Source organism: Mesorhizobium sp. M1169 (assembly GCF_040318345.1).
Lineage (GTDB): Bacteria > Pseudomonadota > Alphaproteobacteria > Rhizobiales > Rhizobiaceae > Mesorhizobium.
This window is the reverse complement of sequence record NZ_JAMYME010000005.1, coordinates 156,209-180,683: the sequence shown is the minus strand read 5'-3', so window position 1 is coordinate 180,683 and position 24,475 is coordinate 156,209. Positions and strand designations below refer to the sequence as shown.

Genomic DNA, 24,475 nt, shown 5'->3' with positions numbered 1-24,475 from the left:
GATGGCGCTGCACAGCCGCCGTTTCGGCGAGGTGCATCATTGTGCTGAGCGCCCGTCCGCAATCCCGCCTGTCTGCATTTCCTGCGCTACAGCCGGAGCATCCCTGGTGCCGACGGTGATGGCAACACGAGCCGAGAGTCCCGGAACCAGGCGGCCGGGCAACGGATTGCGCGTCATCCTGATCTTGACCGGCACGCGTTGGACGACGCGGATGAAGTTTCCGGTGGCGTTGTCCGGCGGCAGCAGGCTGAATGCCGCGCCGCTACCGGGAGCGAAGCTGTCGACAAGGCCGTCGATTTGCAGATCTGGATATTCATCAACCATGACGCGGACCCGTTGGCCGATCTCAACCTGCTTCAGCTGTGTTTCCTTGAAGTTGGCGACGATCCAGACATCGTTAACCGGAACGATGTCCAAGGCTGCTGTCCCTGGGGTGACATAACGGCCGACACGGATCTGGCGATTACCGACGATGCCGCCGACCGGGGCCCTCACGACGGTGTTGGCCAGGTCGAGCATTGCCAGGTCGAGCGCTGCCTGTGCCTGGGACAGGGCTGCCTGCGCACCGGACAACTGTGCATCCAGAACACCGAGCTTCAATTTTTGAGCCAGCAGATTGGCCTCTGCACCGTCCAGCGATGCCTTTGCCTTGTCATGGCCGGCCTGCGCATCCTGCAGCTTCTGATCGCTTGCGGTCCCGTTCTTCTGCAGCGTGACGTAGCGGTTCAGGTTGGCGCGGGCGAATTGCAGGTCGGCTGCGGCAGATTGCTTCTGCGCCTCAGCCTGCGCGATCAATGCGTCCTGCAGTTCACGGGTCGCCTTGATGTTGGCGATTTCCGCCTGCCGGGCGGCGACGTTGGCTTTCGCCTGCTCTGCCTTGGCCTTGTAGTCGCTGTCGTCGATGCGAAACAGGACAGCACCCTTTGACACACCGGCATTGTCGTCTATGTCGACTTCGACGACGTAACCGGCGAGCTTCGGCGCGATGCTGGTAATGTCTCCGCGGAGATAGGCGTTATCGGTCGTTTCCTCGAACCGGCCCCGCGTGAACCATTGCCAGCTCCAAATAGCTGCCATTGGAATCACCATAAGGGCGACGATAGCGATTGCGATCTTGCGGGCTCGGCTCATGATTGCCTCGACACCCGGTCGATGCGCTCGCTATCGAAGGAGGTATCCGCCTCCCGAAGAGCGAGATGTTCGGCAAGGCTGCAAACGCACGGTGCGCAGTACAGGTTCACGAGAACGTCTCCGTCGAGCTGCGGCTCTGCAGCAAAGCAGAACTGCAGAACGATCGCGGATTTCACGCCTCGCCGCTATCACGCGGACGAACATCCCATCTGCCCTGATCGGTAGTTCGTACTGAACCTCAGCACAGGTCGTATTGTCGGTCAGCCGGATTCAGGCGCGCGAACATCCGGCGCGGATCTCCGTAGTGCCGAAGACCGCCCACGAGAAAATTCACTTTGAAGCGTTTCCGGATCATCCTGTGGCAGCAATGATCGCAGAGAGCGCCCTCGCGGCGCGCGCGCCATGCTGGAAACTCTGCATGTTTGCCGAGGGCAGCCGCTACCAGGAGCAACTCTGCGCTGTCGGCGGCGACGGAAAGATCGAATGTCTGGTTCCCGGACCAGGCCGTTTCTGGCCGACCCAGCTTGGCCCTGCGCCGGTGCCCCAGTTGATCGTCAGTCCGCGCAATCCGCCTGGACCACGCCTGCTGGAGATTCCCGTCGACCCCCGGCTGCTCGAGGCAGGCGACCCTAGCGGTTCGACTATTTCGAGCACGCCCGCTTCACCGCTGCGGTGCGCGAACAAGGCAAAGTGGAAGTGACCTTGCAAGACGGCTGGTGGGCCGTCGTCATGGGTCTCGCCCGCCCAGAGATCGGCCCGCGAAGGCCGCGCCATCGAAGTCGCCGGTGAATTCGCGTTGCCGACCTAAGGCCGACCACGCATTCACCAGACCATTGGGTCAGATACGCCGACCGGTTGCTGCGTCGAACAGATGCGCACATGCGCGGTCGATCTCGATCCGCACCCCTTCGCCCTGCCTGAGCGCAAGCCTTTCTCGGAAAAGGCAGGAAATTTCTTCACCGGAGCAGTCGACCCTGGCGAAGATTTCCGAGCCTGTCGCCTCGAGAAGCGTGATCGTGCCCGGCACGCCTTGCCCGGTTGCCCGGATATGTTCCGGGCGAATGCCGTAGACGAGTTCGCGTCCTGCGGCATCCACCGGCCGGGCGCCTTCCGGCAACGGCAGGATCAACCCGCCGGCGCTGCGGAACACGCCCTCCTCGATGCGGCCGGCAATGAAGTTCATGGCGGGCGAGCCGATGAAACCGGCAACGAAGAGGTTGGCCGGATGGTCGTAGAGGTCCAGCGGCGCGCCGATCTGCTCGACCAGGCCGTCATGCAGCACGACGATCTTGTCGGCCATCGTCATGGCCTCGATCTGGTCGTGCGTGACATAGATCGTCGTGGTACCCAGCCGCTGGTGCAGGGCCTTGATCTCGCCGCGCATCTGGACGCGCAACTTGGCGTCGAGGTTGGAGAGCGGCTCGTCGAACAGAAAGACCTGCGGGTCACGTACGATCGCGCGGCCCATGGCGACGCGCTGGCGCTGGCCGCCCGAAAGCTGGCGCGGATAGCGGTCAAGCAGCTTTTCCAGGCCGAGGATGCCGGCTGCCTTCCGGACCCGGCCAGCGGTGTCGGCCGGGTCGGCTTTCTTGATCTTGAGGGCAAAGCCCATGTTGTCGGCAACGGTCATATGCGGATAGAGCGCATAATTCTGGAACACCATGGCGATGTTCCGGTCCCGCGCGCGCAGATTGTTGACCATGCGTTCGCCGATGGCGATCTTCCCGCCGGAGATCGTCTCAAGGCCTGCGATCATGCGCAGCAGCGTCGATTTTCCGCATCCCGACGGGCCGACCAGGATGACGAATTCGCCGTCGGCGATGTCGACGCTGACGTCGTGAATGATCTTGGTGGCCCCGAAGGCCTTCTGCACGTTGTTGATCGTTACCGATGCCATTGGATCTTTCCTGGAAAAAGAGTGATGTCCGGGCGCGCGCTCAACCGCCCTTGACGGCGCCGGCGGTCAGCCCCGCCACGATCTGCCTTTGCGCGAACATGGTCAGGATCAGCACCGGCAACGTCACCACCAGCGCCGCCGCGGCGAGCGGCCCCCAGCTCACCTGCTCGTAGGACAGCATGTTGTAGACGGCGACCGGCAGTGTGCGCGTCTCACGGCTGGCGAGCACCACGCCGAAGACGAAATTGTTCCACGAGAAGATCACGGACAGGATGAAGGCGACGACGATGCCCGGCTTGGCGATGGGCAGGGCAACCAGCCGGAAAACCTGCCAGGAGCTGGCGCCGTCGATGTTGGCCGCCTCTTCCAGTTCCATCGGCGTGGTCTCGAAATAACCGATCATCACCCACACCACGATCGGCACCGTCACCACCAGATGGATGATGATCTGCGGCCACAGCGTGCCGAGTATCCCGATCCATTGGAACAGCAGAAACAGCGGGATGAGATAGGATAGCCCAGGCGTCATGCGGGCGATCATGATGACGACGGCGGATCTCTCGGCCTTGAGCCGCGCGATGCCGTAACCGGCCGGTACGCCGATCAACAGTGCCAGTAAGGTCGCCGTACCGGTCACCAGAACCGAATTCCAGAGATAGAGCAGGAAATTGTTCTCCTCGAACACCTTTACATAGTTCGACCAGGCGAAACGTTCGGGGATCAGGATCGGCGGATAGGCACCGTTGTCGATTTCGAACTTCAGCGACAGAGAGATCATCCAGAGGAAGAACAGGATCGCCGGCGAGACGAAAACCAAGGCAGCGAAAAACAGACCGATCTGGTTGAGCAGCCGTGAACTCATCTATTTGCCCTCCGTGTCAATCCACTGCGAGCGTTGGCGCAGCATCAGCAGGACAAAAGACAGGGCCACGATGACGACGAAGAACACCACGGCCATGGCCGAACCGTAGCCGATATCGTAGTAGGAGAAGGCGGTGTTGTAGAGATAGATGTTGATGGTCTCCGACGCCGTTCCCGGCCCGCCCTGGGTCATCGCGTAGATGATGTCGAAGCTCTTCAGCGCATCGATGGTGCGAATGATGACCGCGATCATCAGGAACGGCGCGATCATCGGCAGAGTGAGATAGCGGAATTGCTGCCAGGCATTGGCGCCGTCGATCTCGGCGCTTTCGAAGGGCTCGCGCGGCACCGAGGCCAGCCCGCCAAGCACGATCAGCATGACCAGCGGCGTCCACTGCCAGGTCTCGACCGCAACCAGCGACGGGATGACCGTGTTGGCGTTGAATATCCATTCCTGAGCCGGGATGCCGACCAGCGACAGCAGGTAGTTGAGCACGCCAAGCTGAGGATGGAACATCATTGTCCAAACCAGTGCGACGGCAACGGGTGTCGCCATCATCGGCATGACGAAGACGCCGCGCAGCAAGCCGCGCAGCGGAAACCTGGCATCGAAGATCAGGGCGGCCAGAGTGCCCAGCAGCATCGGCGCTGCAACCGAGAGAAAGGTGTAGGTCAACGTATGAACAAGGGATTCCCAGAAACGTGGGTCGCTGGCCAGGCGGAGATAGTTTTCCATCCCGGCAAAGCTCCGCGACTGGCCGAGCGTCCAGCGATTGACGCTCATCCACAGGGTGAAAGCCCAGGGGAAAACGATGACGGCGCCGACGACGACAAGTGCGGGGACAACGAAAGGCCAGTAGTTGGGAGCCAGCCGGATCGTCTGGCTCCCGTCGATAACCGGCATCGTCACCCCGGTCTGTTCTGGGGTGGTGGCCGACATCAGCCCTGCTCGCTCCTGTCGAGAACCGGCTGGAACTGTTCGGTGGCCTTCTTCAGCTCCGCGGCGGGATCGGCGCCGGCAATCATGTTGGTCAGCGCCACGCCATAGATGTCGCGGAATTCCGTGACCGGGATGATGACCGGCAGTGCCAGCCGACTGATATTGCCCGAGCCGACCACGGCATCAAGCCAGCTTGCCGGCATGGTAACGCCTTCGCGCACCTTGGGATCCTCCAGCACGGATTTGCGGAACGGAACGCCGGCGCCGGCCTGCAACAGCCGTGCACCCATGGTTGGCGATACCGCCCACTGGCAGAACAGATAGGCAGCCTCCTTCTTCTCGCTGGCGGCGGTAACGCCAATCCCGTCGCCGAAGGTGCCCGAGGCATGCGCCTTGGGACCCTTGGGCATCACGCCGTAACCGACCTTGCCGACCACCCTCGATTTTTCCGGATTTTCCATCGGCGGGGCAAAACCCACGCCGTCGAGCCACATGCCGATCTTGCCCTGCAGGAAGGCCGACTGTGCTTCGGCCCAGTTGAACCCGGTAACGCCCGGAGGGGCGGACTTGGTCATCAATCTTTGATAGAGCGCGGCCGCCTCGATCGCCTCGGGAGCCTCGGTGCGCAGCTTGCCCTTGTCATCTAGCGGCGTCATGTCGTAGCCGAGCATCAGCGACGTCCACACCGGCGTGTTTGCGTTCTTGAGCCCGCGGGCGACGAAGCCGTATGTATTGGTCGAGGGGTCGGTCAGCGCTTCGGCGGCTGCCACCAGTTGCTCGAAGGTCTCTGGGTATTTGAGGCCCTTGGCCTCGAACAGCTCCTTGTTCCAATACAGGATCCAGTAGTCCACCGAGAACGGTAGCGAGCGCAGCACGCCCTGGCCGTCCTTGGCAAACAGCATGCCGGCTTCGGCGAAGTCGCTTTCGACCAGCGCCGGGTCGGTGAGCGACGGATCGGCGAGATAGCCGGCGATGTCGGCCAGCCAGCCACCCTTCTCGAACTGGCGCTTCTGCACGTGGTAGCTCAGATGCACGACGTCGAAGCTCGGCTTGCCCGAGCTCAACTCGATCACCGTCTTCTGGCGCTGCTGCTGCTCGGGCGTTGCCTCGGCATTGACCTTGATGCCGGTCAGTTCCTCGAACTCGGCGAGATATTTCAGGATGGTGTCGCTGCGTGGGCTTTTCACCAGATTGACGTCAAGCGTCGTCCCGGCAAAGCGTTTCCAGTCAACGCCTGCGGCAAAGCCGGGGCGAAGCCCCACAAGGCCGGCAGCGGTTAGCGCCGCGGTTCCGGCAAGGAGTTGCCTCCTGGTTGGGTTGAACAGATTGGACGACATTTCTTCCTCCCGGTTGCTGTCGTTGTGGATGCGCCGCGAACCGCGGCGCGGCTATATTTCCTCAGATCTGGAGCGCCAGCCGGCGCGCATTGTCGATATGCAGACTGATCGCTTCAACCGCTTTTTGCGGATTGCGGCTCTCCATGGCTTCGATGACCGCCAAATGTTCGCGCATCACCGGCACCACACGACCGTCGATGCGGAAACGCTCCTGGTGGATCAGCCGGATTTTCACGGAGTTGACCAGATAGGCCTTGGCGATAATCTCGTTGCCGAGCGCATTGATGAAGGTGTCGTGCATCGCCCAGTCGATGTTCTGGGCCTTGGCTTCCATTTCCGGCGTCGGCGCCTGCCCGAGAGCTTGAGCCAGCATCTCTTCATGTTCGCGCCGCATGCGGGCAAGTTCGGCATCAGAAGCGCTGGTCGTGAATAGCGCCACTGCCTCGCGTTCCATGAACAACCGAAACTGGAACGCCTCGCGGATCAGATTGATATCGATATGCGCGATCTGCATGCCGCGCTGCGGGATGGTGGTCAGCAGTCCCTCGGCCTCGAGACGCGGGACGATCTCGCGAATGGCACCCAGCGGCAGCCCGGTGAAAGCGACCAGTTCGCGCTGTGACACGAACTGCCCCGGCCGCAGATCGCGGGCCAGCAAATGCCGCGTGAAGCTGGCATAGGCCTTCTCCCGGAGAGTGATCGGTTCGCTGCCGTCTTCCACTTCAGCTCGCTTCCTTGTCGGTCAACCCGGCCTTGTCGGTCAGGCCGCCTCTGTCGCAAACAGCCTGTCGTAGGCAGCGGCAAGCTGCCGCTGTCCCTGCGGATCGATCGCCTCTAGGGGCGGGCGGACCGCCAGCCAGCGCTCGTCGCCGGTCTTGCGCGCGACCATGACCTTCACCGCCGGCGTGACCGGGTATTTGAGCAATTCGAGCACGAAGTCTTCGACGCGTGGGTCGTCGCCTCCGTTTTCGACCATTGCCCGGATTTCGCCGGTAACAAAATTAGCCATGCCGGAAATCGCGCCCTGTCCGCCGCGGCGCACGCTTCTCGCCAGATGCCGTTCGTCGCCGATGAGGATCACCAGATCGCCGTGCGCCTCAAGCAGCGCCTCACTGTAGCTCCAGTCCCCGCCGGAATCCTTCACCCCGGCCACCACAGCGGGAAAAGCGGCGCGCAGCCGGCCGATCAGCCCAAGCGGGAGCGGCACCATGGTGACTGAGGGGATGTTATAGAGCAGCACGTCGCGCGCCAGCGGACCGAGTGCGGCGAAGACGGCGGAAAACCATCCGAACAGCCCGTCCTCGCCGACATTCTTGAAGTAGCTCGGCGGAGCGAGCAGAATGTTGCGAACGCCGCGCTGCAAAGCGTGCCGGGCCTGATCGGCGGCATCTTCGGCTGCATCGACCAGCACTCCGGCGACGAGCTGATGTGGCGGAATACCGCCCGCCAGCATGGCCTCGGTGACGATCCGTCGCTCGTCGGTGCCGACCGAGGCTCCTTCGCCGGTGGTGCCGAACAGCGTCGCGCTGCTGCAGCCGGCGCCAAGGCAGGCTCGGGCATGCGCGATCATCGGCGCGAGCGCTATCTGCCCCGACGGGTCGAAGGGTGTGGTCAGGGCAACCGAAAGACCAAAGCGGGAAGCCAATGCGATCTCCGTTGAAAATCCATGCGGACGTAGCGTTAGCACGCTAACATGTCAGGTGTAAACGGGTGATGTTGCCAACTCGGCATCGCCGAGCGGCGCTGCCCCGGCAGCGCCATCGCCGATCATTTTCCGCCGCTCGAACATCACATATGCAGCTGTCCCCGAGCCTCTGCGGGATTGGCTGGACGAGGCAGCCTAAGCTCGATCAAGTGGCGACGAGGTGGCCGTCGCCAACATCTTCGAGCTTGAGTTTCCGGGGCTCGTCACCGATGCGCCGCACAGCGCTTGGAATTTCGCTGTCCAAACGGGCGAACCGGCCGCGGCGCCGGCCTGGATCGGGAACCGGAACGGCTTCGATCAGCCGCTTTGTGTAAGGATGGCGCGGGTTGGAGAAGATCTGGTCGCGGGTGCCCATCTCGACGATCTGCCCCAGATACATTACCGCCACGCGATCGGAGATGTTCTCGACCACCGCCATGTCGTGCGAGATGAAGAGATATGCGACGCCGAATTCGCGCTGCAGCTCCTTCAGCAATCTTAACACGCGCGCCTGCACCGACACGTCGAGAGCAGAGACGCTTTCGTCGGCAATGATCAGCTTTGGTCGCAGCGCCAGCGCCCGCGCAATGCAGATTCGCTGGCGCTGCCCGCCGGAGAATTCGTGGGGATAGCGCTCCATCTGGTCAGCCGAGAGGCCGACGCGTTCGAACAGGGCGGCGATCTGGGCATGCCGTTGCTCTCTGTCGCCGAGGCCGTGGATCAGCAGAGGCTCGGCGACGAGGTCGCCTACCCGCATGCGCGGGTCGAGGGACGCGAAGGGATCCTGAAAGATCATCTGCACATTGCGGCGGATAGCCTTGCGCTCCTTGCGGCTGAGCGCCGACAGGTCGTGGCCGCCGATTGAAATGCTGCCGGTGAAGGGCACCAGTCCGGCGATCGCCTTGGCCGTCGTCGACTTGCCGCAGCCCGATTCGCCGACCAGCGACAGGGTTTCGTGCGGCGCGATCGAGAAACTGACGCCTTCGACCGCGTGCACCTTGCGGTCAACGCGGCCGAAGAAGCCGCCGTGCAGGTCGAAGCGGACGTGAAGATCGCTGACAGATACAAGCTCGGCCGGCATGTTGGCGGCATCTTGTCGGTCTTCGGCCGTCCGTCCGCCGCCGATACGCGGCACGGCGGCCAGAAGCTCGCGTGTATAGTCGGCCTGCGGGCGATTGAAGATGTCAGCCGCCCTGCCCTGCTCGACCATCCGGCCGTCGCGCATGATGATGACGCGGTCCGCCATCTCGGCGACGACGCCCATGTCGTGCGTGATCAGGATAACACTGGTGCCGTGCTCGCGCTGCAGGTCGCGCAGCAGCTCCAGCACCTCGCCCTGAACCGTGACATCGAGGGCGGTCGTCGGCTCATCGGCGATCAGCACGTCCGGGTTCAGGGCCAGAGCCATGGCAATCATCACGCGCTGGCGCATGCCGCCTGAGAGTTCGTGAGGATAGTGCTCGAGCCGCCGTTCGGCATCCGGAATTCGGACTGCCTTCAGCGCCTCGAGCGCCCTCAGCCGCGAGTTGGAGCGCGACATCGAGGTGTGTGCCTCGATCGCCTCCGTGAGCTGACGGCCGATGGACAGCACCGGATTGAGCGATGTCATCGGTTCCTGAAAGATCATGGCAATACGGTCGCCGCGGATGCGGCGCATGCCGCTCTCGCTGAGAGCCGCGAGATCCTGATCGCCGAGCCGGATGGAGCCTGACCCGATGCGTGCCGCCGGCTGTGGCAGCAAGCCCATAATGGCTAACGCCGTCATCGACTTGCCGGAACCGGACTCGCCGGCGATGCAAAGCGTTTCGCCGCGCATCAGTCCGAATGTCAGGTCGGAGACGACGTCGCGCTCGCCCTCCTCGCCGCGCACGGCGACGCTCAGGCCTGAGACGCTGAGTACCGGCCTGACAGAGCCACTCTCCGCGGCGGCCTGCCCGGATCGTTTGATGTCCTCCACCTTCATTCAAAGACGCAGCGGGGGAAGTAGAACGAAACCACCCAGTTGGGCATGTCGACGATCTCGCTGATGCGCAGGTCACCGCAAACCGAGACGAGCATATAGGCATCTACCGGATCCATCCCGTAGCGGCCGGAGAGCAGGTCGATCATCTGGGAAACGGCGCTCCTGCCGCCGTCCATCAGATCCGGCCCGATACCGGTTGTCACCTCGTAGCCCTTGGTGTCGAGATGCCGCGACACCGGACCGGGCGTTGTGAAACGCGGCGTCCGCAGCCGGGCATCCTTGACCAGATCGAGCGTCAGCACGGCGTTCATGGGGCTCTCGATCGCCGTGCCGCAGACCTCGCCGTCACCCTGCGCGGCGTGCGTGTCGCCGACCGAGAACAACGCTCCCGCGACCTCTACGGGCAGGTAGAGCACCGTGCCGGCGGCGAGATCGCGGATGTCCAGATTGCCGCCCACGCGCCGCGGCGGGACCACCGAATGCAGACCCGGCTCAGCCGGGGCATTGCCGATGGTGCCGGCGAAGGGCTTGAGCGGCACCCGGCCGCTCTTGCCGAACAGCGCCGGTTCGAGCGAGGCGGCGTCGTACTTCCAGATATTCAGTGCCGGTTGGGAGAAGTCATCCGCCAGCAGACCGAATCCCGGGATGTTCGCCGTCCAACCGAAGCCTGACGGCTTGAACGCCTCGATGGTGATTTTCAGGGCATCGCCCGGTTCTGCCCCGTCGACATAGATTGGCCCAGTGACCGGGTTCACCTTGGCAAAGTCGAGCAAAGCAACGTCGTCGACGGTGCTCTCCATCGTCAGCTGCCCGCCGGACGAGTCCAGGCACTGGAACTCGATCGTCGCCCCTGGCGCCACCCGTTCGGCCGGGACAAAGGAATTGTCCCAGCCGAAATGATGGTGGCGCCCGTGGATGGTGTAGTCGCAGTTATTGCACATCGGTCACATACACATTGTCGTAGTTGATCGGGATGTGGACCGGGTCGACGTAGAGGTTGTCGGCGCCACCCATGCGGGTTGATTTCATGGTGAAACGCTGCTCGTTGAAGACCGGTGCCCAGGGCGCGTCTTCCATGATCTTGCCGTAGATCTCGCTCCACATCTTGGCGCGTTCGCCAGCCCTGGCCGGGTCGACGATGGAGTCGGCTTCGGCCGCCTTGGCGTCGAGCTCCTTGTTGCAATACCACGACCAGTTCCAGCCGCCCGGGACGGCACCAGCGCAGCCGAGGATCGGGCCGTAGAAGTTCGACGGATCGGGGAAGTCGGCGATCCAGGCCATGCCGCCGGACCAGATCATCGGCGCACCGGCCTTGTCGCCGCCGGCGGCGATGACGTTGGCCTGCGCGAGCGACTGGATGCTGGCCTTGATGCCGACCGCCGCCAGATCCTGCTGAATGGCCTGCGCGATGCGCGGGTTGGGATCGGTGTTCATGGCAAACAGCTGCGTGTCAAATCCGTCGGGATGCCCGGCCTCGGCAAGCAAGGCCTTGGCCTTGGCCACGTCATAGGGATAGCCCTTGAATTCCTTGTCATAGCCAGGCATCGACGGCGGCAACGGCTGATTGGCCGGCACCGCACGGTTGTTGATCAGCTGGACGATGCGGTCCTTGTTGATCGCCATGTTGACCGCCTGCCGCACCTTCACGTTGTCGAAGGGCGCCATGGTGGTATTCATGGTGATATAGCCGGTGTGCAACTGGCCGCCCTCGACGACACGGGCCTTCTGCTCGGGATCGGCCATCACCTCCTGGAATTTCGCCGGCGGAATGCCGTCGCCGGGAACGTCGATCTCGCCTTTCTGGAGCCGCAGCAGCGCCACGATCGGCTCCTGGCCGATCTCAAAGGTGATCTTGTCGAGATGCGGCAGACCCTCGTGCCAGTAATCCGGGTTGCGCTCGAATACGACGCGCTGGCCGAGCGTCCAGTCGGCGAGCTTGAAGGCGCCGGTTCCGACCGGATGTTTGCCGAAGTCTGCGCCGTATTTTTCGACTTCTTCCTTCGGCACCACATGCGAGAAGTTGATCGCCATGACATGCAGGAAGGTGGCGTCGGGCCGGGTCAGCTCGAACTTGATCGTGTAGGGATCGACGACGGTTATGCCCGCCAGGCTCTCCGCCTTGCCGGCAGCGACGTTGTCATAGCCTTTGATCGAGCCGAAGAAGCCGGCACCCGGGCTCTGTGTCTTTGGATTGGTGACCCGGTCGAGCGAATATTTCACGTCGTCGGCGGTCATCTCGCGGCCATTGTGGAACTTCACTCCGTGGCGCAGCTTGAAGGTGAAGGTCTTGCCGTCGGGCGCAATCTCGTAGCTCTCGGCAAGGTCGGGCCGCAGGTTGGTGGTGCCCGGCTCGTAGTCCATCAGCCCGTCGAACAGGCTCTTGATCATCGACCAGTTCTGCCAGTCATAGCCGATGGCCGGATCGAGCGTGGCGACGTCGTCCTTGTAGGTGATGGTGATCGCGCCGCCCTGCTTGGCATTCGGATCGACGGCGTCTTCGGCGCGTACGCTTGTCATGCCAAGCACCAGCGCAAGCGCCGATGCCGCCACGGTCGATATCAGATATTTTCTCATGTCATGTTCCCTTTCTCTGGTTTTCTTGGTTTTCATCTGAGCTTGATGCGTGGATCGATGAACGGTGCGACAGTGTCGGCCAGGAGATTGCCGAGCACGATGGCAAAGGCCGAAACCAGGGTGACCCCCATGATGATCGGAATGTCGATGCGCTGAATGGCCTGCCAGGCTAGCTGGCCGATGCCTGGCCAGCCGAACACGCTTTCGACAACCACGATGCCGCCCATGAAGATGCCGATATCGATGCCGATCATGGCGATGACCGGCAGGATGGCGTTGGGCAGCGCGTGCCGGAGGATAATGGCGCTGCGTGCAAGACCCTTGGCACGCGCGGTACGCACGTAGTCCTGGCGCAGCACGTCGATCATCGACGAGCGCATCATGCGGGCGTACCAGCCGGCGCCGAGAATTCCCATGGTCAGCGACGGCAGCACCAGATGACGCCAGGTGCCGTAACCGCCGATCGGGAACCAGCCGAGCCGCACCGCGAACACATAAAGCAGCAGCAGGCCGACGACGAATTGCGGCGCCGAGACGCCAACGAAGGAGGCGACCATCAGCGACTGGTCGGTGGCGGTGCCACGCTTGACGGCGGCGATGAGGCCCATCGTCAGCCCGATCACGACTTCGCAGGCAATGGCGCCGACCATCAGCAGCAGGCTTGCCGGCAGCCGCGAGACGATAAGCTCCGTGACCTCCGAGCGCTGAATGTAGGAGCGCCCCAGGTCGCCGCTGAGAAGGCTGGTCAGATAGTGCCAATACTGGACGACGAAGGGCTGGTCGAGGCCGAGCTGCCGGCGGATGTTTTCGACCGTCTCGGGTGTGGCGCTGCGGCCGGCGATCTGGCGGACGGGATCGGCGGGCAGCAGATAGAGCAGCGCAAAGGTGATCAGAGAGACGCCGAGCAAGATGAGCACCGACTGGACAACGCGGCGGCCGAGATAGGCGATCATGCCCGCCCCCTTTGCGTCGGATCGAGGATGTCGCGCAGTGCGTCACCGATCAGGTTGAAGGCCAGCGCCAGTGCCAGGATCGCCGCACCGGGAAAGAAGACCAGCCAGGGCGCGGCCTGGAAATAGGTCTGGTTCTCGAAGATGATGTTGCCCCATGACGCGGTCGGCGGTTGCACGCCGATGCCGAGATAGCTGAGCGTCGCTTCGAGCAGCACCGTGGTCGAAATACCGAGCGTGCCCCAGACGATGATCGTCGGCAAAAGATGTGGCAGGATATGGCGGAACAGGATGCGTGGAGCGCTAGCGCCGATGGTGCGCTCGGCATCGATGAACTCGCGTTCGGAGAGCGAACTTGTCTCGGTGTAGATGACGCGGGCGGTCTGCACCCAGTTCACCAATGCGATCACCATGGCGACGATCCACAGGCTCGGCTGGAGCACCGCCGCCAGGCAGATGGCGAGCAGCAGCGCCGGGAAAGCCATCATCAAATCGGTGAAGCGCATAAGCGCGCTGCCGATCCAGCCGCGGAAATAGCCGGCGGTGATGCCGACCAGCGTGCCGATCAGAAGCGCCACGCCATTGGCGACGATGCCGATGATCAGCGACGTGCGCGCGCCGAATAGGAGACGGGTCAGCAGGTCGCGGCCAAGCAGGTCGGTGCCCAGCCAGAACTGGGCTCCCGGCGGCAGTGGCGCGCCTTCAAGCGTGAGCCCGTCGAACATCTGCTCGTTCGGATCGTAGCCTGTCAGCCACGGTGCAAGAATGGCGCCGGCCAAGACAACGGCAATAATCCCGAGGCCGAGCAAAGCGAGAGGCCGTTTTAGCAGACGTCGCCAGACGCCGGCGCGAGGCTTGGCTGGCATACGCCCCGCGGCCGAAAGCTCAGGCGCGATCGGATTGGTCATCGTCGCCTTCTTCTTGTGTCATCGCCACGATCCTGCGCGCGGCTTCCTCGACACTGATTTGCCAGCTCATCGCCAGCGAGCGGAGCTGCGCATAGGCACGGCCGTCCTCGGCGCCCTTCGACAAGACCTCTACCGCGCGTACGATGGTCTGGCGCTCCGCGACCCGCTGACGAAGCGAGGCAATCTCGCTGGCCAGAAGCTTGCGCGCCTCGAAACTCTGCCTTGCGATTAAAAGGGCGCTATAGACGCCGGCATTGCCGACCGGTTTCAGCAACTGCGCATCGGCCTTGTGCGACAATGCCCATTCGACGCGCCCCGGCGCCTCGGAGCCGATCAGTGCTATCAGCGGCATCGGCGCCTCGCCCGGCTTCCACGGAAATTGCTCGTCAAAGCCGAGATCGACGTCGAAGAAGACGAAGTCCGCCGCCAAGGCTTCGGCCGGCAGTTCCGGCCAGAAGCCAATCGCCTCAAGGCCGATGGCCGACAATTGCCTTGTGATCGCCTGCACGGTCGGATGTGGACGATGCAGGACAAAAGCCCTGGCGCCTCCAAGGTTCGGGATACGCGCCATCTTGCTCACGACACCACCCGCAGGCGTGGCCGCCCGAACGTCTCCGTCCGGTCATAGCGGGAAAGGTAGGGATCGGGTGCCACGCCCTTCGTCAGTGTGACCGTTTTGAACGATGTTCCATCGATACGTCCGATTAGCACCGGCAAGGTAGCATGCTGGGTTTGCTGGTCGATGGCGATGTCGCCCAGCGGCGTTCGAAATGATGTTTCGGAAAAGACCTTGGGAAGGTCCGTCCATTGTGCACCGGGGTTAAGGGTGAGGATCTCGGCGAGCATGCGCACCGAGGCATAAGCCGCCGCCTCGAAGGATGAGGCCGGCATGACGGAAGGCACTGGAACCGCACCGCGATCCGCCCCCGAGATGTCGTGAAAATAGGGCCCAACGGAAAGGTGGCCATCGCCTGCCCCGTTGAGCGCCGGCAATTCGCATTCCGTGAGATTGCAGGACAGGATCGGGCAACGCTCCGGCCTGAAATGCGGGTCGCGCCGGCCAAGCTCCGCATAGGCAGCGATGAAGGCATAAGAAGAAGGGCCGATGAGATTGTTCAGAATGAAATCAGGTCTCGTCGCCTGTATCTCCGCGATCAGCCGCGCAACATCGACCTCGCCGAGCGGCAGATAGCGTTCGCCCAGCACCTTGCCGCCAGCGTCCGCAATCAGGTCGCGCGCCACGCGGTTGGTCTCCCAGCCCCAGATGTAGTTGGAACCGAGCAGGAAGCCATCGGCGCCGAAACGAGGCACGACATAGGCGAGCAGCGGTACGAGATGCTGATTGGGGCAGGCGTGTGTGTAGACGACATGCTCGTTGGCTTCGAAGCCCTCGTACGGGCAGGCGTACCACAGCGTGCCGCCTGCCCTTTCCAGGATTGGAATGACCTCCTTGCGGCTCCACGAGGTGACGCAGCCAATGATGTGACGCGCGCCGCTGTTGGCGAGAATGTCCGCGCAGCCGCTTGCATAGCGATCGATGTTGCCCTGCGGGTCGCGCTCGATCGGGATGAATTCGAATGGGATAGCGAGATCGCCGTTGACGTCGGCGATGGCGTTCATCGCACCCGCACGGCAGGATTCGGACACCAGCCGGTAGTTGCCGGACCGCGAATAGAGAATGCCGATGTCGATATGCCGTTTCAAGCAATGCCTCAAAAATGACAATGCCCCGCAGCCACCGCCGCAGGGCGAGGCATACGAGGCATTCTTGCCGCCCGGCGGTCGGAGCCGGTATTTGTCCTCACCGTATTACGCCCGCGCTCCCAGTCAAGAGCCGCCACGCGAAACTTTGGCCAGCCGAAACGGTTCGGCGCGCAGCACGCAACTCATGCCGCTGGTCGTTTAGAGTCCGCCAGGAACCAAAATTGCTGATGTCCAGCTATGGGGCCCGGACAAACCCGGTTCGCTATCATTCAAAGCAACGACTTTAATATCGGTTTACCTGAATCTGCTAGCAGCAATGACGCCGTTTTTCGTCGGTCAAGCAAAGGGTTCCACCTTGCCGCAGCAATTCAGCACTCCGTTCGGTCACCGGGGCGATGCCAACTGGCCGAGGTTGCACGACTTCATGGGCGTCGAGTTGGAACGCGCGCCCGATGTTCTCGTGCCTCGCGTCGCCTTGGCCCGGAAGCTCGGTGGATGGGACTTTGGTGGCGGGAGCCGGGCTTGAGCGTCATTCGCGCCTTGCAAGGCGCCGACCTCCCGGCAGTTGCGAACATGTTTCAGCGCGTGCTGTTGAAGGAGAGGACCGAAGCGCCGGCCTCTCTCGTGGAATACATGCAACGGTTTTATCTGGATGCGCCCGGTTGCGCAGACAACCTCCGGTCGCTTGTCCATGTCAACGACGCCGGTCGCGTCTCCGGATTTGTCGGCGTCCACGTCCTGCCGATGACGTTCAACGGCCGACAACTACGCGCGGCCATCTGTAGCTCGCTCATGGTCGAGGACCATGAGCACGACCCGCTGGCCGGCGCCCGCTTGCTGAAAGCTTACCTGGATGGTCCGCAGGACATCTCCTTCAGCGAGACGGCCAACGATATTTCCGTGAAATTGTGGACCCGGCTGCGCGGCGTGGTCCTGCCGCAATACAGCCTTGACTGGGTCCGTGTGATGCGCCCCGCGGCCTTCATGCTCAGCCTTTCCGCCAATCGCATGGCGCTTGCGCGAATGCTCAATCCGCTGGCGCGTGCAGTCGACCGATTTTACTGCAGAAGGATGACGTCCAGCGAACGACGTTGGTCGGGTGTGGCGGTGGACGGGGCAGGCCACGGAGCATTTCGTACATCCGAAATCGACAGCCATGCATTTGCCAGGCTCATCGAACCGTTTACCGCTCAATTCGCCCTGCGGCCTGACTGGACGGAAGATCAACTCGACCACATCCTGACCGATGCGGCACAAAAGCCGGATCTGGGGGAGCTTGTCTACGTTTGTGTGACGTCGCCAGTCGGCACCAATGTCGGCGCTTTCGCCTACTACGCACGGAAGTATGAAATTGGTCGCGTGCTGCAGATCTTCGCCCTCCCCGGCCAGGCGGGCCCGGTGATTGACTGCCTGATCGATCACGCCGCCGCGCGCGGCGTCAGCGGCCTGCGCGGACGTATTCAACCTGCACTTCTGGAGGCGATGCTTGGACGACGCATTGCTTTCCTGACCGTTGCCTCAACGGTGGTACATTCACGCGATCCAGAGCTTTTGGACGCGATGAAGAACTCGCAAGTCTTCCTGAACGGCCTTGCGGGCGAGCAGTGGAGCCGGCTTATCGGGAGCCGCTTCAGCTAGAGCGGGATGCGTTCAAGTTGAAGCGGGCATCCCGCTCTAACTATTTATTTTAGGCGCGTTTCCACTTGGCTGCAGAATGCTTGGGTCAAAACCCAATCACTCTGAACGACCGAGTTCGACCCTTTGCCGTCATCCAGTTGGGAGCGTCGCATGACGCTCCGTGACCCAATCACGACGCTCACTCCGGTCAGTGGTAACGTCCGGATTTGGCGCGCGATTCCGACCTCAGCGAACGAAGTTATGACACGCCATTCCAGTGTATGCTTGCTTCGCCAAATTGGGTGTGCGCTGCAATAGCAGCCCGAGACAGTCGCGCTTGCCGAAGGGGCTGTCGGCTTTGACGGGATTGGCGTAAGCTACAGTTAAGGGGGTGCACACATGCACCGCATCATCGCCATAGTGATCTTGGTTCTCGCGGCCGTGTTCAGCTCCGCACGGGCGGAGGTGCTGATCGGCGTCTCGGCTGCGATGACGGGACGGCTCGCCTGGATCGGCGAGCAGGGACAGCGCGGCGCGGAGATGGCAGTGGCCGACGTCAACACGGCGGGCGGCGTGCTCGGCCAAAAGGTGAGGCTCATCTCGGTCGACGACTTCTGCGATCCCGAGCAAGCTGTGGCGGCCGCCAAGAAGCTGGTGGCTGACGGGGTCGTGCTCGTCGTCGGGCATTATTGCTCCGGGGCCTCGATCCCCGCATCAAAAGTGTACGAGGAGGCGGGCGTCGTTGAGATATCCCCAGGCTCGACCAATCCGCAGCTGACCGAACAGGGCCGTGCCAATGTCTTTCGCACCATTGGCCGCGACGACGCGCAAGGTTTCATCGCTGGCAACTACCTTGCCGATCGCTGGGGCAACAAGAAGATTGCGATCCTCCACGACAACTCGACCTATGGGAAGGGTCTCGCCGACGAGACCAGGAAGCAGCTGCACAAGCGGGGCGTGACTGAGGCCGTTTACGACGCATACATTCCCGGGAAGGACGACTATTCGGCCGAGGTCGCTACGTTGCAGACCGCCGGCGTCTCCGCCTTATATGTGGGTGGGTATCATGCCGAGGTTGCGCTGATTGCTCGCGCTGCACACGACAGTGGCTACACGGTTCAGCTCATATCCGGAGATGCTTTGGCGACCGAGGAATTTGCCCTGATCGCCGGCCCCGCGGCGGAGGGGACCCTCTTCACGTTCCCGGCGGAGGCGAGGCGAAGCCCCGAAGCGGCCGCGGTCGTTGAGCAGTTCCGTTCGGAGAATTTCGAACCCGCGGGCTACACGCTGTTGAGCTACTGCGCGGTCCAGGTTTGGGCCCAGGCGGTCTCGAAGGCAGGTTCGCTGGAGCCGAAGGCCGTCATTGCGGCACTGCACGAACAGGAATTCGACACCGTGATCGGCCGGGTCGATTTCGACGACAAGGGCGACCTCACGAAGCAGAGCTGGGTTTGGTACGTCTGGCGCGGCGGAGAGTACGTGCCGGTTGAATAGGGTTCGCTGATCGCCGGCGTGCCGGCTGAGATGTCTAGTCTGATGCAGACCAGTGTGGCCGGACTGTTCCGACTCGCCGAGATGCTTGAACGCCTCGGCATACGTGGCCGGCTGTTGCTCGCCTTTTTCGGGATCAGCGCCCTTGCGGTGCTGGCAACCGCTGCGGCGCTTTATGCCTTCCTCCAGGTTGGCGACGTCGTGGACCGAATTACCACGGATCGAGTGCCGTCGGCGCTCGCCTCCCTCCAGCTGTCGCGCCAGGCCGAACGGGTCGCTGCTGCCGCGCCATCGGTGCTGGCAGCGACAAGCAGGGCTCAGCACAGCGAGGTCTCGGCTGCCGTCGCGCTCGAGATGTCCCGCCTTGAGGCCCTGCGCACGGACCTCCGGGACGCCACGTTGGGCACAGTGCCTTTGGCCGAGATTGAGGAAGCCGCGATTGTTCTGAGGCGCAACCTGAAGGAGCTCGACTCTCTTGTTGTCGCCCGGCTCGACGTGGTCGCCCGCAAGGAGGAGCTCCTGAACCGTCTCGCCGCGACGACAACCGGAAGCCAGCGCCTTGTCGCCACCGGCATCCTAGTGATGGATTCCAGGCTGCCGCAATGGCGGGCGGTCGCGGCCGACACGTCGCTGTCGCCGGATCGACGCGCAGCGGCGATGGCCGACCTGGTCCAGGCGATTGCGGCCTACATCCCCCAGCAGAAGGCGCAGCTGGAGATCTCGGCAGTCAACGACGCTCTGGTGAAGGTCGCGAACGCGCCGACGCCGGGCGACCTGGCGTTGATCCTTTTTCCGCTACGCCGTTCGCTCACTGCTCTTGAAAAGGTCTCCACGGAGATCGACGAAAAGCTGCGGACCCGCTTTCGGCAGCGTGTCGATGAGTTCAAGGGCTTGACCGACGGCGAGGACAGCATCCCCAACGCGCGGGAGGACGAGTTTGCTGTCCTGGCACAGGGCGAAAGGCTTCTGGCCGAGAACAATCGACTGTCGCGCAATCTCACCGCTGGCGTCGATCGCCTGGTCGCCACGGCAGACCAGGAGATCGCTGCGTCCGGTCGCGAAGCCGCGCTCGTCCAGCGCTACGGCACCGCGGTTGTGCTCGGCTCCGCCTTCCTCAGCCTCCTGAGTTCGGTTCTGGTTGTCTGGCTCTATGTCGACCGCAGCCTCCTCGCCCGACTGGGGGCCGTGAGCCAGGGCATGCTCGCGATTGCGGGGGGCAACCTTCGTGCGCCGCTGCCAGCCGCGGGCAGCGACGAAATCGGGCGCATGGCCGAAGCGCTGAGACTTTTCCGGGATACTGCCGTCGAGGTCGAGGAAAAGAACCTGCGCGACGTTGCGGAAGCTCGTCAGCGGCTCATCGATGCCATCGAAAGCATCTCCGAAGGATTCGCTCTGTACGACGGGGAGGACCGGCTCGTCCTCAGCAACAGCCGCTACCGCGAATTGCTCTACACCGGTCTGGAGACCGAACTGACGCCCGGCACGACATTCGAGCAAATCATTCGCCGATCCGCTGAGCGCGGCTACATCAGGGACGCCGAGGGGCGGGTCGAGGAGTGGGTCGCCGAGCGCCTCTCGCGGCACCGCAACCCTGGCGAACCTTGGGTGCAGCGGCGAGGCGACGGGCGATGGGTCATGATCAGCGAGCGGCGGATCAGCGCCGGCGGCACGGTCGCCGTCTATTCGGACATCACTGAGCTGAAGCAAAGGGAGGAGAACCTCGCTGAGAAATCCGTGGTTCTGGAGGCGCTTTCCAGCAAGCTGGCGAAGTATCTGGCGCCCCAAGTGTATCGCTCGATATTCACCGGCCGCCAGGAGGTCAGGATCGCCAGCCAGCGGAAGAAACTGACAATATGCTTCTCCGATATCGCGGGCTTTACCGAGACCACTGACAAAATGGAATCCGAGGATCTCACCCAACTCCTCAATCACTATCTGACGGAAATGTCGAAAATTGCTTCGGATCACGGCGCTACGATCGACAAATATGTCGGCGACGCGATCCTGATGTTTTTCGGCGATCCCGAGACTCGCGGCGTCAAGGAGGACGCGCTGGCTTGCGCGCAGATGGCACTTGCAATGCAAAAGCGGATTAGCGAGCTTGCCGAAGTCTGGCGGGACATGGGGATCGAAACACCGCTGCGCTGTCGCATCGGCATCCATACCGACTACTGCACCGTCGGTAACTTCGGCAGCGAGGACCGGATGGACTACACGATAATCGGCGGCGCCGTGAATCTCGCCTCGCGCCTGGAGCAGGAGGCGCCGCCGGGGACAATCCTCATTTCCTACGAGACGTTTGCGCAAGTGAAGGACGCAATCGACTGTGAAGAACTGGGGCAAGTCCAGGTCAAGGGGATCGCCTATCCCGTCGCCACCTACCGCGTCATCGATCTGAAGGCCAATTTGGCGGCCGCTCGTCGTGCTGTTCGGACCGAGCTGCCGCACTTCAGGTTGGAACTTGAACCGGAGCTGATGTCCCCTGACGAGCGTGGCGATGCCGCCAATGCACTTCGAGACGCGCTGGATCGGCTTCGTCACAAGCCTGGGTAGTAGGGCTTGGTCCACAACGACCCCTCCCAATGGACACAAGGAGTGGGATGTGGGACGCCGCTCATTGGCGCTGTCGATGCGAAGGCCGCAGAACGGTCGCGGTCAGTCTTCGAACTCGGGCGGAACGTCGGCATCGGAGCCGAGACTTAACATTCACGGCATCACTGGCATGGGTCCGGATATGGCGCAACGTGCTCGTTCTCGCAGATGAGACGAACGGCAACTTCCCGCCCATCTCGGCCATGACGGCGGCCTGGGACGTGGCCGGTCTCGAAGCAGGTCAGGTACCGAGTTCTTCGACTTGCTCGACGAGTTGCGGACGCATGTGCAGATAACGCGTCGCCTTGCGTTTGGCGATGATATCGGCCCAGACGTGTTCCACTTGTGAGGCGGCCAACCCCGCCGCCTGCCCCACCACCTCAGCCGCCACGCCGTTGTTGAGACCGTAAAGGCAAAGATCCATACGGTCATAGGGAAGCGAGAAGTAGAACTCCTCCTGGGTCTGCGCCAGCGAGTAGGTATCGGTGGTCGGAGGCCGGTTGCGGATTTCTTCCGGAATACCGAGATGGGCCGCAAGCGCATAGACCTGTGTTTTATAGAGGTGGGCAATCGGCTTGACGTCCGCGGCGCCGTCACCGTTCTTCACGAAGAAACCCTGATCGTATTCCAGCCGGTTCGGGGTTCCAAGAACGGCGAAGTTCAGGCGATCCGCATGATAGTATTCAATCTGCTTGCGGGTGCGCTGCTTCATATTGGTAGCGGCGACGACGCCGAGATAGACAGGCAGCGGCATTCTCAGTTTCGTCTGCTTGCCCTCCGGGTCTTGCACCACCAGGGACGAGATATTGTAGCCCCCGCCCTCAAGGGCGTTCGCGATCACGATCTTCGAAGCCCAGCCTTCGCCGTATTCCGGGACCAATTCGCGGATGAAGGCGTCGCGACGCCTGTAGCAGCCCATTGCGCGCAGGATCTGTCCGATATCCTCCGTCACAGCCTCGACACCGAAAGTTTCGGCGACGAGGCGGCCGAGCCGCAGACTTTCAGGATCGGAATCGCTTTCCGGCATGAACAGGCAAAGCACATTCTTGGGGCCGACGGCTCGTGCCGCCAACGCGACCGACACGCTCGAATCGATCCCGCCCGAAAGACCGAGCACAAGGCCCCGCTTGCGAAGCCCGCGCAACTGCTGGCGCAAGGCCGTTACGATACGGTCCGTTTCGGTGATCAGGTCGATTGCCAGAGCCTGCGCCAGAAAGGTCCGCGCATCCTCGGTCGGGCGAACATTCATTGCGCGGCCTCCATGGTTTCTGCCGCAAGCCGACGGCTGACCTTGCCGGTATCGGTCTTCGGCAGCTCGCGGCGGAACTCGACGACCTTGGGGACCATGAAGTCCTCAAGGTGGCGTGCACAGTGACGTATGATATCCTTTTCGGTAAGCGCCGGGTCGGACCGTACTATAACTGCGCCGATCGCATGCCCGAGCACGGGATCCGGCACACCGACAACCACCGCTTCCGCGATGCCCGGATGAGCGTGAAGCACGGCTTCCACTTCCTTGGGCGCCACCTTCTCTCCCCGCGACTTTATGATGTCGTCCTTGCGGCCGACGAAATAAAGAAAGCCTTCCTCATCGGCCCTGAAAAGATCGCCGGTGTAGAGAACCTTCTCCCAAGGGTTCGGACCCCGGCGCAGGGCTCGTGCCGTCGCAGCTTCGTTTCGCCAATAACCCTGCATGACGTGCGGCCCGCGAATGACCAGCTCACCCGCTACGCCCGGCGGCACCCGTTGCCCCTCGTCGTCGACGACAAAGGCTTCGGTGTTCGGAATTGCTATTCCGACCGAGCCCGGCCGGCGGTCGAGCTCCTCGGGCGGCAGATAGGTGCAGCGCTTGCATTCCGTCAGGCCATACATCGAATAGAGCCTGACACCGGGGAAAAGGAACCGAAGGCGTTCTATGTGAGGCGGCGGCAAGGCAGCCGCCGTGTTGGAAATATAGCGAAGGCTGGGCAGGAAGCCCGGCGCCAGGTCCCTCATCTGCAGGATCATCGCTGCCATCGTGGGCACGAGCGGAAGCCCGGTGACGCCTTCCTGGCGGATGCGTTCAAAGACCGCCTGGGGAAAAGCGAAGGACTTCTCGAGCACGAGCGTGGCGCCGAGCCTGACGGCCATCAGCAATTGATAGAGGCCGTAGTCGAAAGCGAGGGGCAGAACATTCAAGATGATGTCGTCGGGCGAGTTGCGCAGGTAGTTGGTGATGGAGTCGGCCGCCGCGTCGCAATTGCGGTGCGTCATCATCACACCCTTGGGCCGGCCGGTCGAGCCCGAGGTGTAGATCAACATCGCAAGATCGACGTCAACGCCGCGATGGTCAATCTCCCTGACTTGGACCGTCAAGCACTCCGCCAGGGATGTGGCCCCTGCCGGGCATTGGCTATCGGCAGCAACGGTGGAAGCCACGAAGATGCCGGTCTTGCCGGAGGACGTCTCGCCGGAGGATCCGGACGCCTCGGCGACCACGGGCATCAGTCTTGCTTGCGTGAGGATCGCGGCGGCATCGCAATCGGCGATGATGTAGGCTAGCTTTTCGGCCTTGGTGGATGCGTTGATCGGACTGAAAGTCGCGCCTGCTTTAAGAACTGCGAAAATCGAAACCGCAGCCTCCCAGCAATTGTCCATGAAGATCAGCACCCGGTCGTCGCGCCTGACGCCATTCAAAAAAAGGGCGGCGGCCAAGCGGCTCGAGAGATCGTCCAGCTCTTTGTAGCACAGCCTTTTGTGCTCGGTGATCAATACCGTTTTGGCTGGATGGGCAGCGGCCTTCGCCGTCAGAAAATGTTCGATCCGCACGGACGCTCCTCACCGATG

At 62.7% G+C, this 24,475-nt stretch carries 20 protein-coding genes; 4 read left to right on the top strand and 16 right to left on the bottom strand.

Translation table 11 applies throughout. The features are described 5' to 3' along the window. Positions 1-36: 36 nt before the first annotated feature. The gene (locus NKH41_RS07595; RefSeq protein ID WP_352768665.1) at positions 37-1,131 is read right to left on the bottom strand and encodes an HlyD family secretion protein; all 1,095 of its coding nucleotides are present in this window, start codon (positions 1,129-1,131) and stop codon (positions 37-39) included. A 253-nt stretch (positions 1,132-1,384) separates the two neighbouring features. On the opposite strand from NKH41_RS07595, the gene NKH41_RS07590 reads away from it, so the two are divergent. Beyond that, positions 1,385-1,831, top strand: coding sequence for a hypothetical protein (locus NKH41_RS07590; protein ID WP_352777557.1), 447 nt, complete (start codon positions 1,385-1,387; stop codon positions 1,829-1,831). A gap of 138 nt (positions 1,832-1,969) precedes the next feature. Here the strand turns inward: NKH41_RS07590 and NKH41_RS07585 are convergent, their stop codons facing one another. The 13 genes from NKH41_RS07585 to NKH41_RS07525 form a co-directional block, all read right to left on the bottom strand. Continuing rightward, positions 1,970-3,028: an ABC transporter ATP-binding protein gene (locus NKH41_RS07585; RefSeq protein WP_352768671.1), complete on the bottom strand. Its 1,059-nt coding sequence runs from the start codon at positions 3,026-3,028 to the stop codon at positions 1,970-1,972. Positions 3,029-3,068: 40 nt separating this feature from the next. Next, a complete protein-coding gene (locus NKH41_RS07580) occupies positions 3,069-3,890 on the bottom strand; it encodes a carbohydrate ABC transporter permease (protein WP_023674179.1) in 822 nt (273 codons plus the stop codon). Beyond that, positions 3,891-4,793, bottom strand: a complete 903-nt coding sequence (locus NKH41_RS07575; protein WP_352476784.1) for a carbohydrate ABC transporter permease — start codon at positions 4,791-4,793, stop codon at positions 3,891-3,893. A 35-nt stretch (positions 4,794-4,828) separates the two neighbouring features. Beyond that, positions 4,829-6,166, bottom strand: coding sequence for an extracellular solute-binding protein (locus NKH41_RS07570; protein ID WP_023674177.1), 1,338 nt, complete (start codon positions 6,164-6,166; stop codon positions 4,829-4,831). A 61-nt stretch (positions 6,167-6,227) separates the two neighbouring features. Then, positions 6,228-6,887 (bottom strand): GntR family transcriptional regulator, encoded by a 660-nt coding sequence (locus tag NKH41_RS07565; RefSeq protein ID WP_023674176.1) that lies wholly within the window; start codon positions 6,885-6,887, stop codon positions 6,228-6,230. A 39-nt stretch (positions 6,888-6,926) separates the two neighbouring features. Then, on the bottom strand, positions 6,927-7,811 hold the full coding sequence (locus NKH41_RS07560) for a dihydrodipicolinate synthase family protein (protein ID WP_352768673.1): 885 nt from the start codon (positions 7,809-7,811) through the stop codon (positions 6,927-6,929). 205 nt (positions 7,812-8,016) lie between these two features. After that, complete coding sequence (locus NKH41_RS07555) at positions 8,017-9,813, bottom strand: ABC transporter ATP-binding protein (protein ID WP_352768676.1); 1,797 nt, start codon at positions 9,811-9,813, stop codon at positions 8,017-8,019. Continuing rightward, positions 9,810-10,754: an acetamidase/formamidase family protein gene (locus NKH41_RS07550; protein ID WP_352768679.1), complete on the bottom strand. Its 945-nt coding sequence runs from the start codon at positions 10,752-10,754 to the stop codon at positions 9,810-9,812. Before NKH41_RS07550 ends, NKH41_RS07555 begins: the two co-directional genes overlap by 4 nt. Next, the gene (locus tag NKH41_RS07545; protein WP_352768681.1) at positions 10,744-12,387 is read right to left on the bottom strand and encodes an ABC transporter substrate-binding protein; all 1,644 of its coding nucleotides are present in this window, start codon (positions 12,385-12,387) and stop codon (positions 10,744-10,746) included. The genes NKH41_RS07550 and NKH41_RS07545 overlap by 11 nt, the downstream gene beginning before the upstream one ends. A 32-nt stretch (positions 12,388-12,419) precedes the next feature. Beyond that, entirely contained in the window at positions 12,420-13,340 is a 921-nt protein-coding gene (locus NKH41_RS07540; protein WP_352502518.1) for an ABC transporter permease, read from the bottom strand. Continuing rightward, complete coding sequence (locus tag NKH41_RS07535) at positions 13,337-14,203, bottom strand: ABC transporter permease (RefSeq protein WP_352470704.1); 867 nt, start codon at positions 14,201-14,203, stop codon at positions 13,337-13,339. Before NKH41_RS07535 ends, NKH41_RS07540 begins: the two co-directional genes overlap by 4 nt. 19 nt (positions 14,204-14,222) lie before the next feature. Further along, positions 14,223-14,825, bottom strand: coding sequence for an ANTAR domain-containing response regulator (locus NKH41_RS07530; protein WP_352455770.1), 603 nt, complete (start codon positions 14,823-14,825; stop codon positions 14,223-14,225). Continuing rightward, on the bottom strand, positions 14,822-15,949 hold the full coding sequence (locus NKH41_RS07525) for a transporter substrate-binding protein (protein WP_352470631.1): 1,128 nt from the start codon (positions 15,947-15,949) through the stop codon (positions 14,822-14,824). The genes NKH41_RS07530 and NKH41_RS07525 overlap by 4 nt, the downstream gene beginning before the upstream one ends. A 522-nt stretch (positions 15,950-16,471) precedes the next feature. Between NKH41_RS07525 and NKH41_RS07520 the strand changes: the two genes are divergently transcribed. The 3 genes from NKH41_RS07520 to NKH41_RS07510 all read left to right on the top strand — a co-directional run bounded on the left by NKH41_RS07520 (position 16,472) and on the right by NKH41_RS07510 (position 21,610). After that, on the top strand, positions 16,472-17,587 hold the full coding sequence (locus tag NKH41_RS07520) for a hypothetical protein (RefSeq protein WP_352470632.1): 1,116 nt from the start codon (positions 16,472-16,474) through the stop codon (positions 17,585-17,587). A 378-nt stretch (positions 17,588-17,965) separates the two neighbouring features. Continuing rightward, a complete protein-coding gene (locus tag NKH41_RS07515; protein ID WP_352932363.1) occupies positions 17,966-19,060 on the top strand; it encodes a branched-chain amino acid ABC transporter substrate-binding protein in 1,095 nt (364 codons plus the stop codon). An 81-nt stretch (positions 19,061-19,141) separates the two neighbouring features. Then, complete coding sequence (locus NKH41_RS07510; protein WP_352768933.1) at positions 19,142-21,610, top strand: adenylate/guanylate cyclase domain-containing protein; 2,469 nt, start codon at positions 19,142-19,144, stop codon at positions 21,608-21,610. A 280-nt stretch (positions 21,611-21,890) separates the two neighbouring features. Here NKH41_RS07510 and nadE read toward each other — a convergent pair whose 3' ends face one another. Then, positions 21,891-22,898: an NAD(+) synthase gene (gene nadE, locus NKH41_RS07505; RefSeq protein WP_352768687.1), complete on the bottom strand. Its 1,008-nt coding sequence runs from the start codon at positions 22,896-22,898 to the stop codon at positions 21,891-21,893. Then, positions 22,895-24,457, bottom strand: coding sequence for a class I adenylate-forming enzyme family protein (locus NKH41_RS07500; RefSeq protein WP_352768690.1), 1,563 nt, complete (start codon positions 24,455-24,457; stop codon positions 22,895-22,897). The genes nadE and NKH41_RS07500 overlap by 4 nt, the downstream gene beginning before the upstream one ends. Between the last annotated feature and the right edge of the window lie 18 nt (positions 24,458-24,475).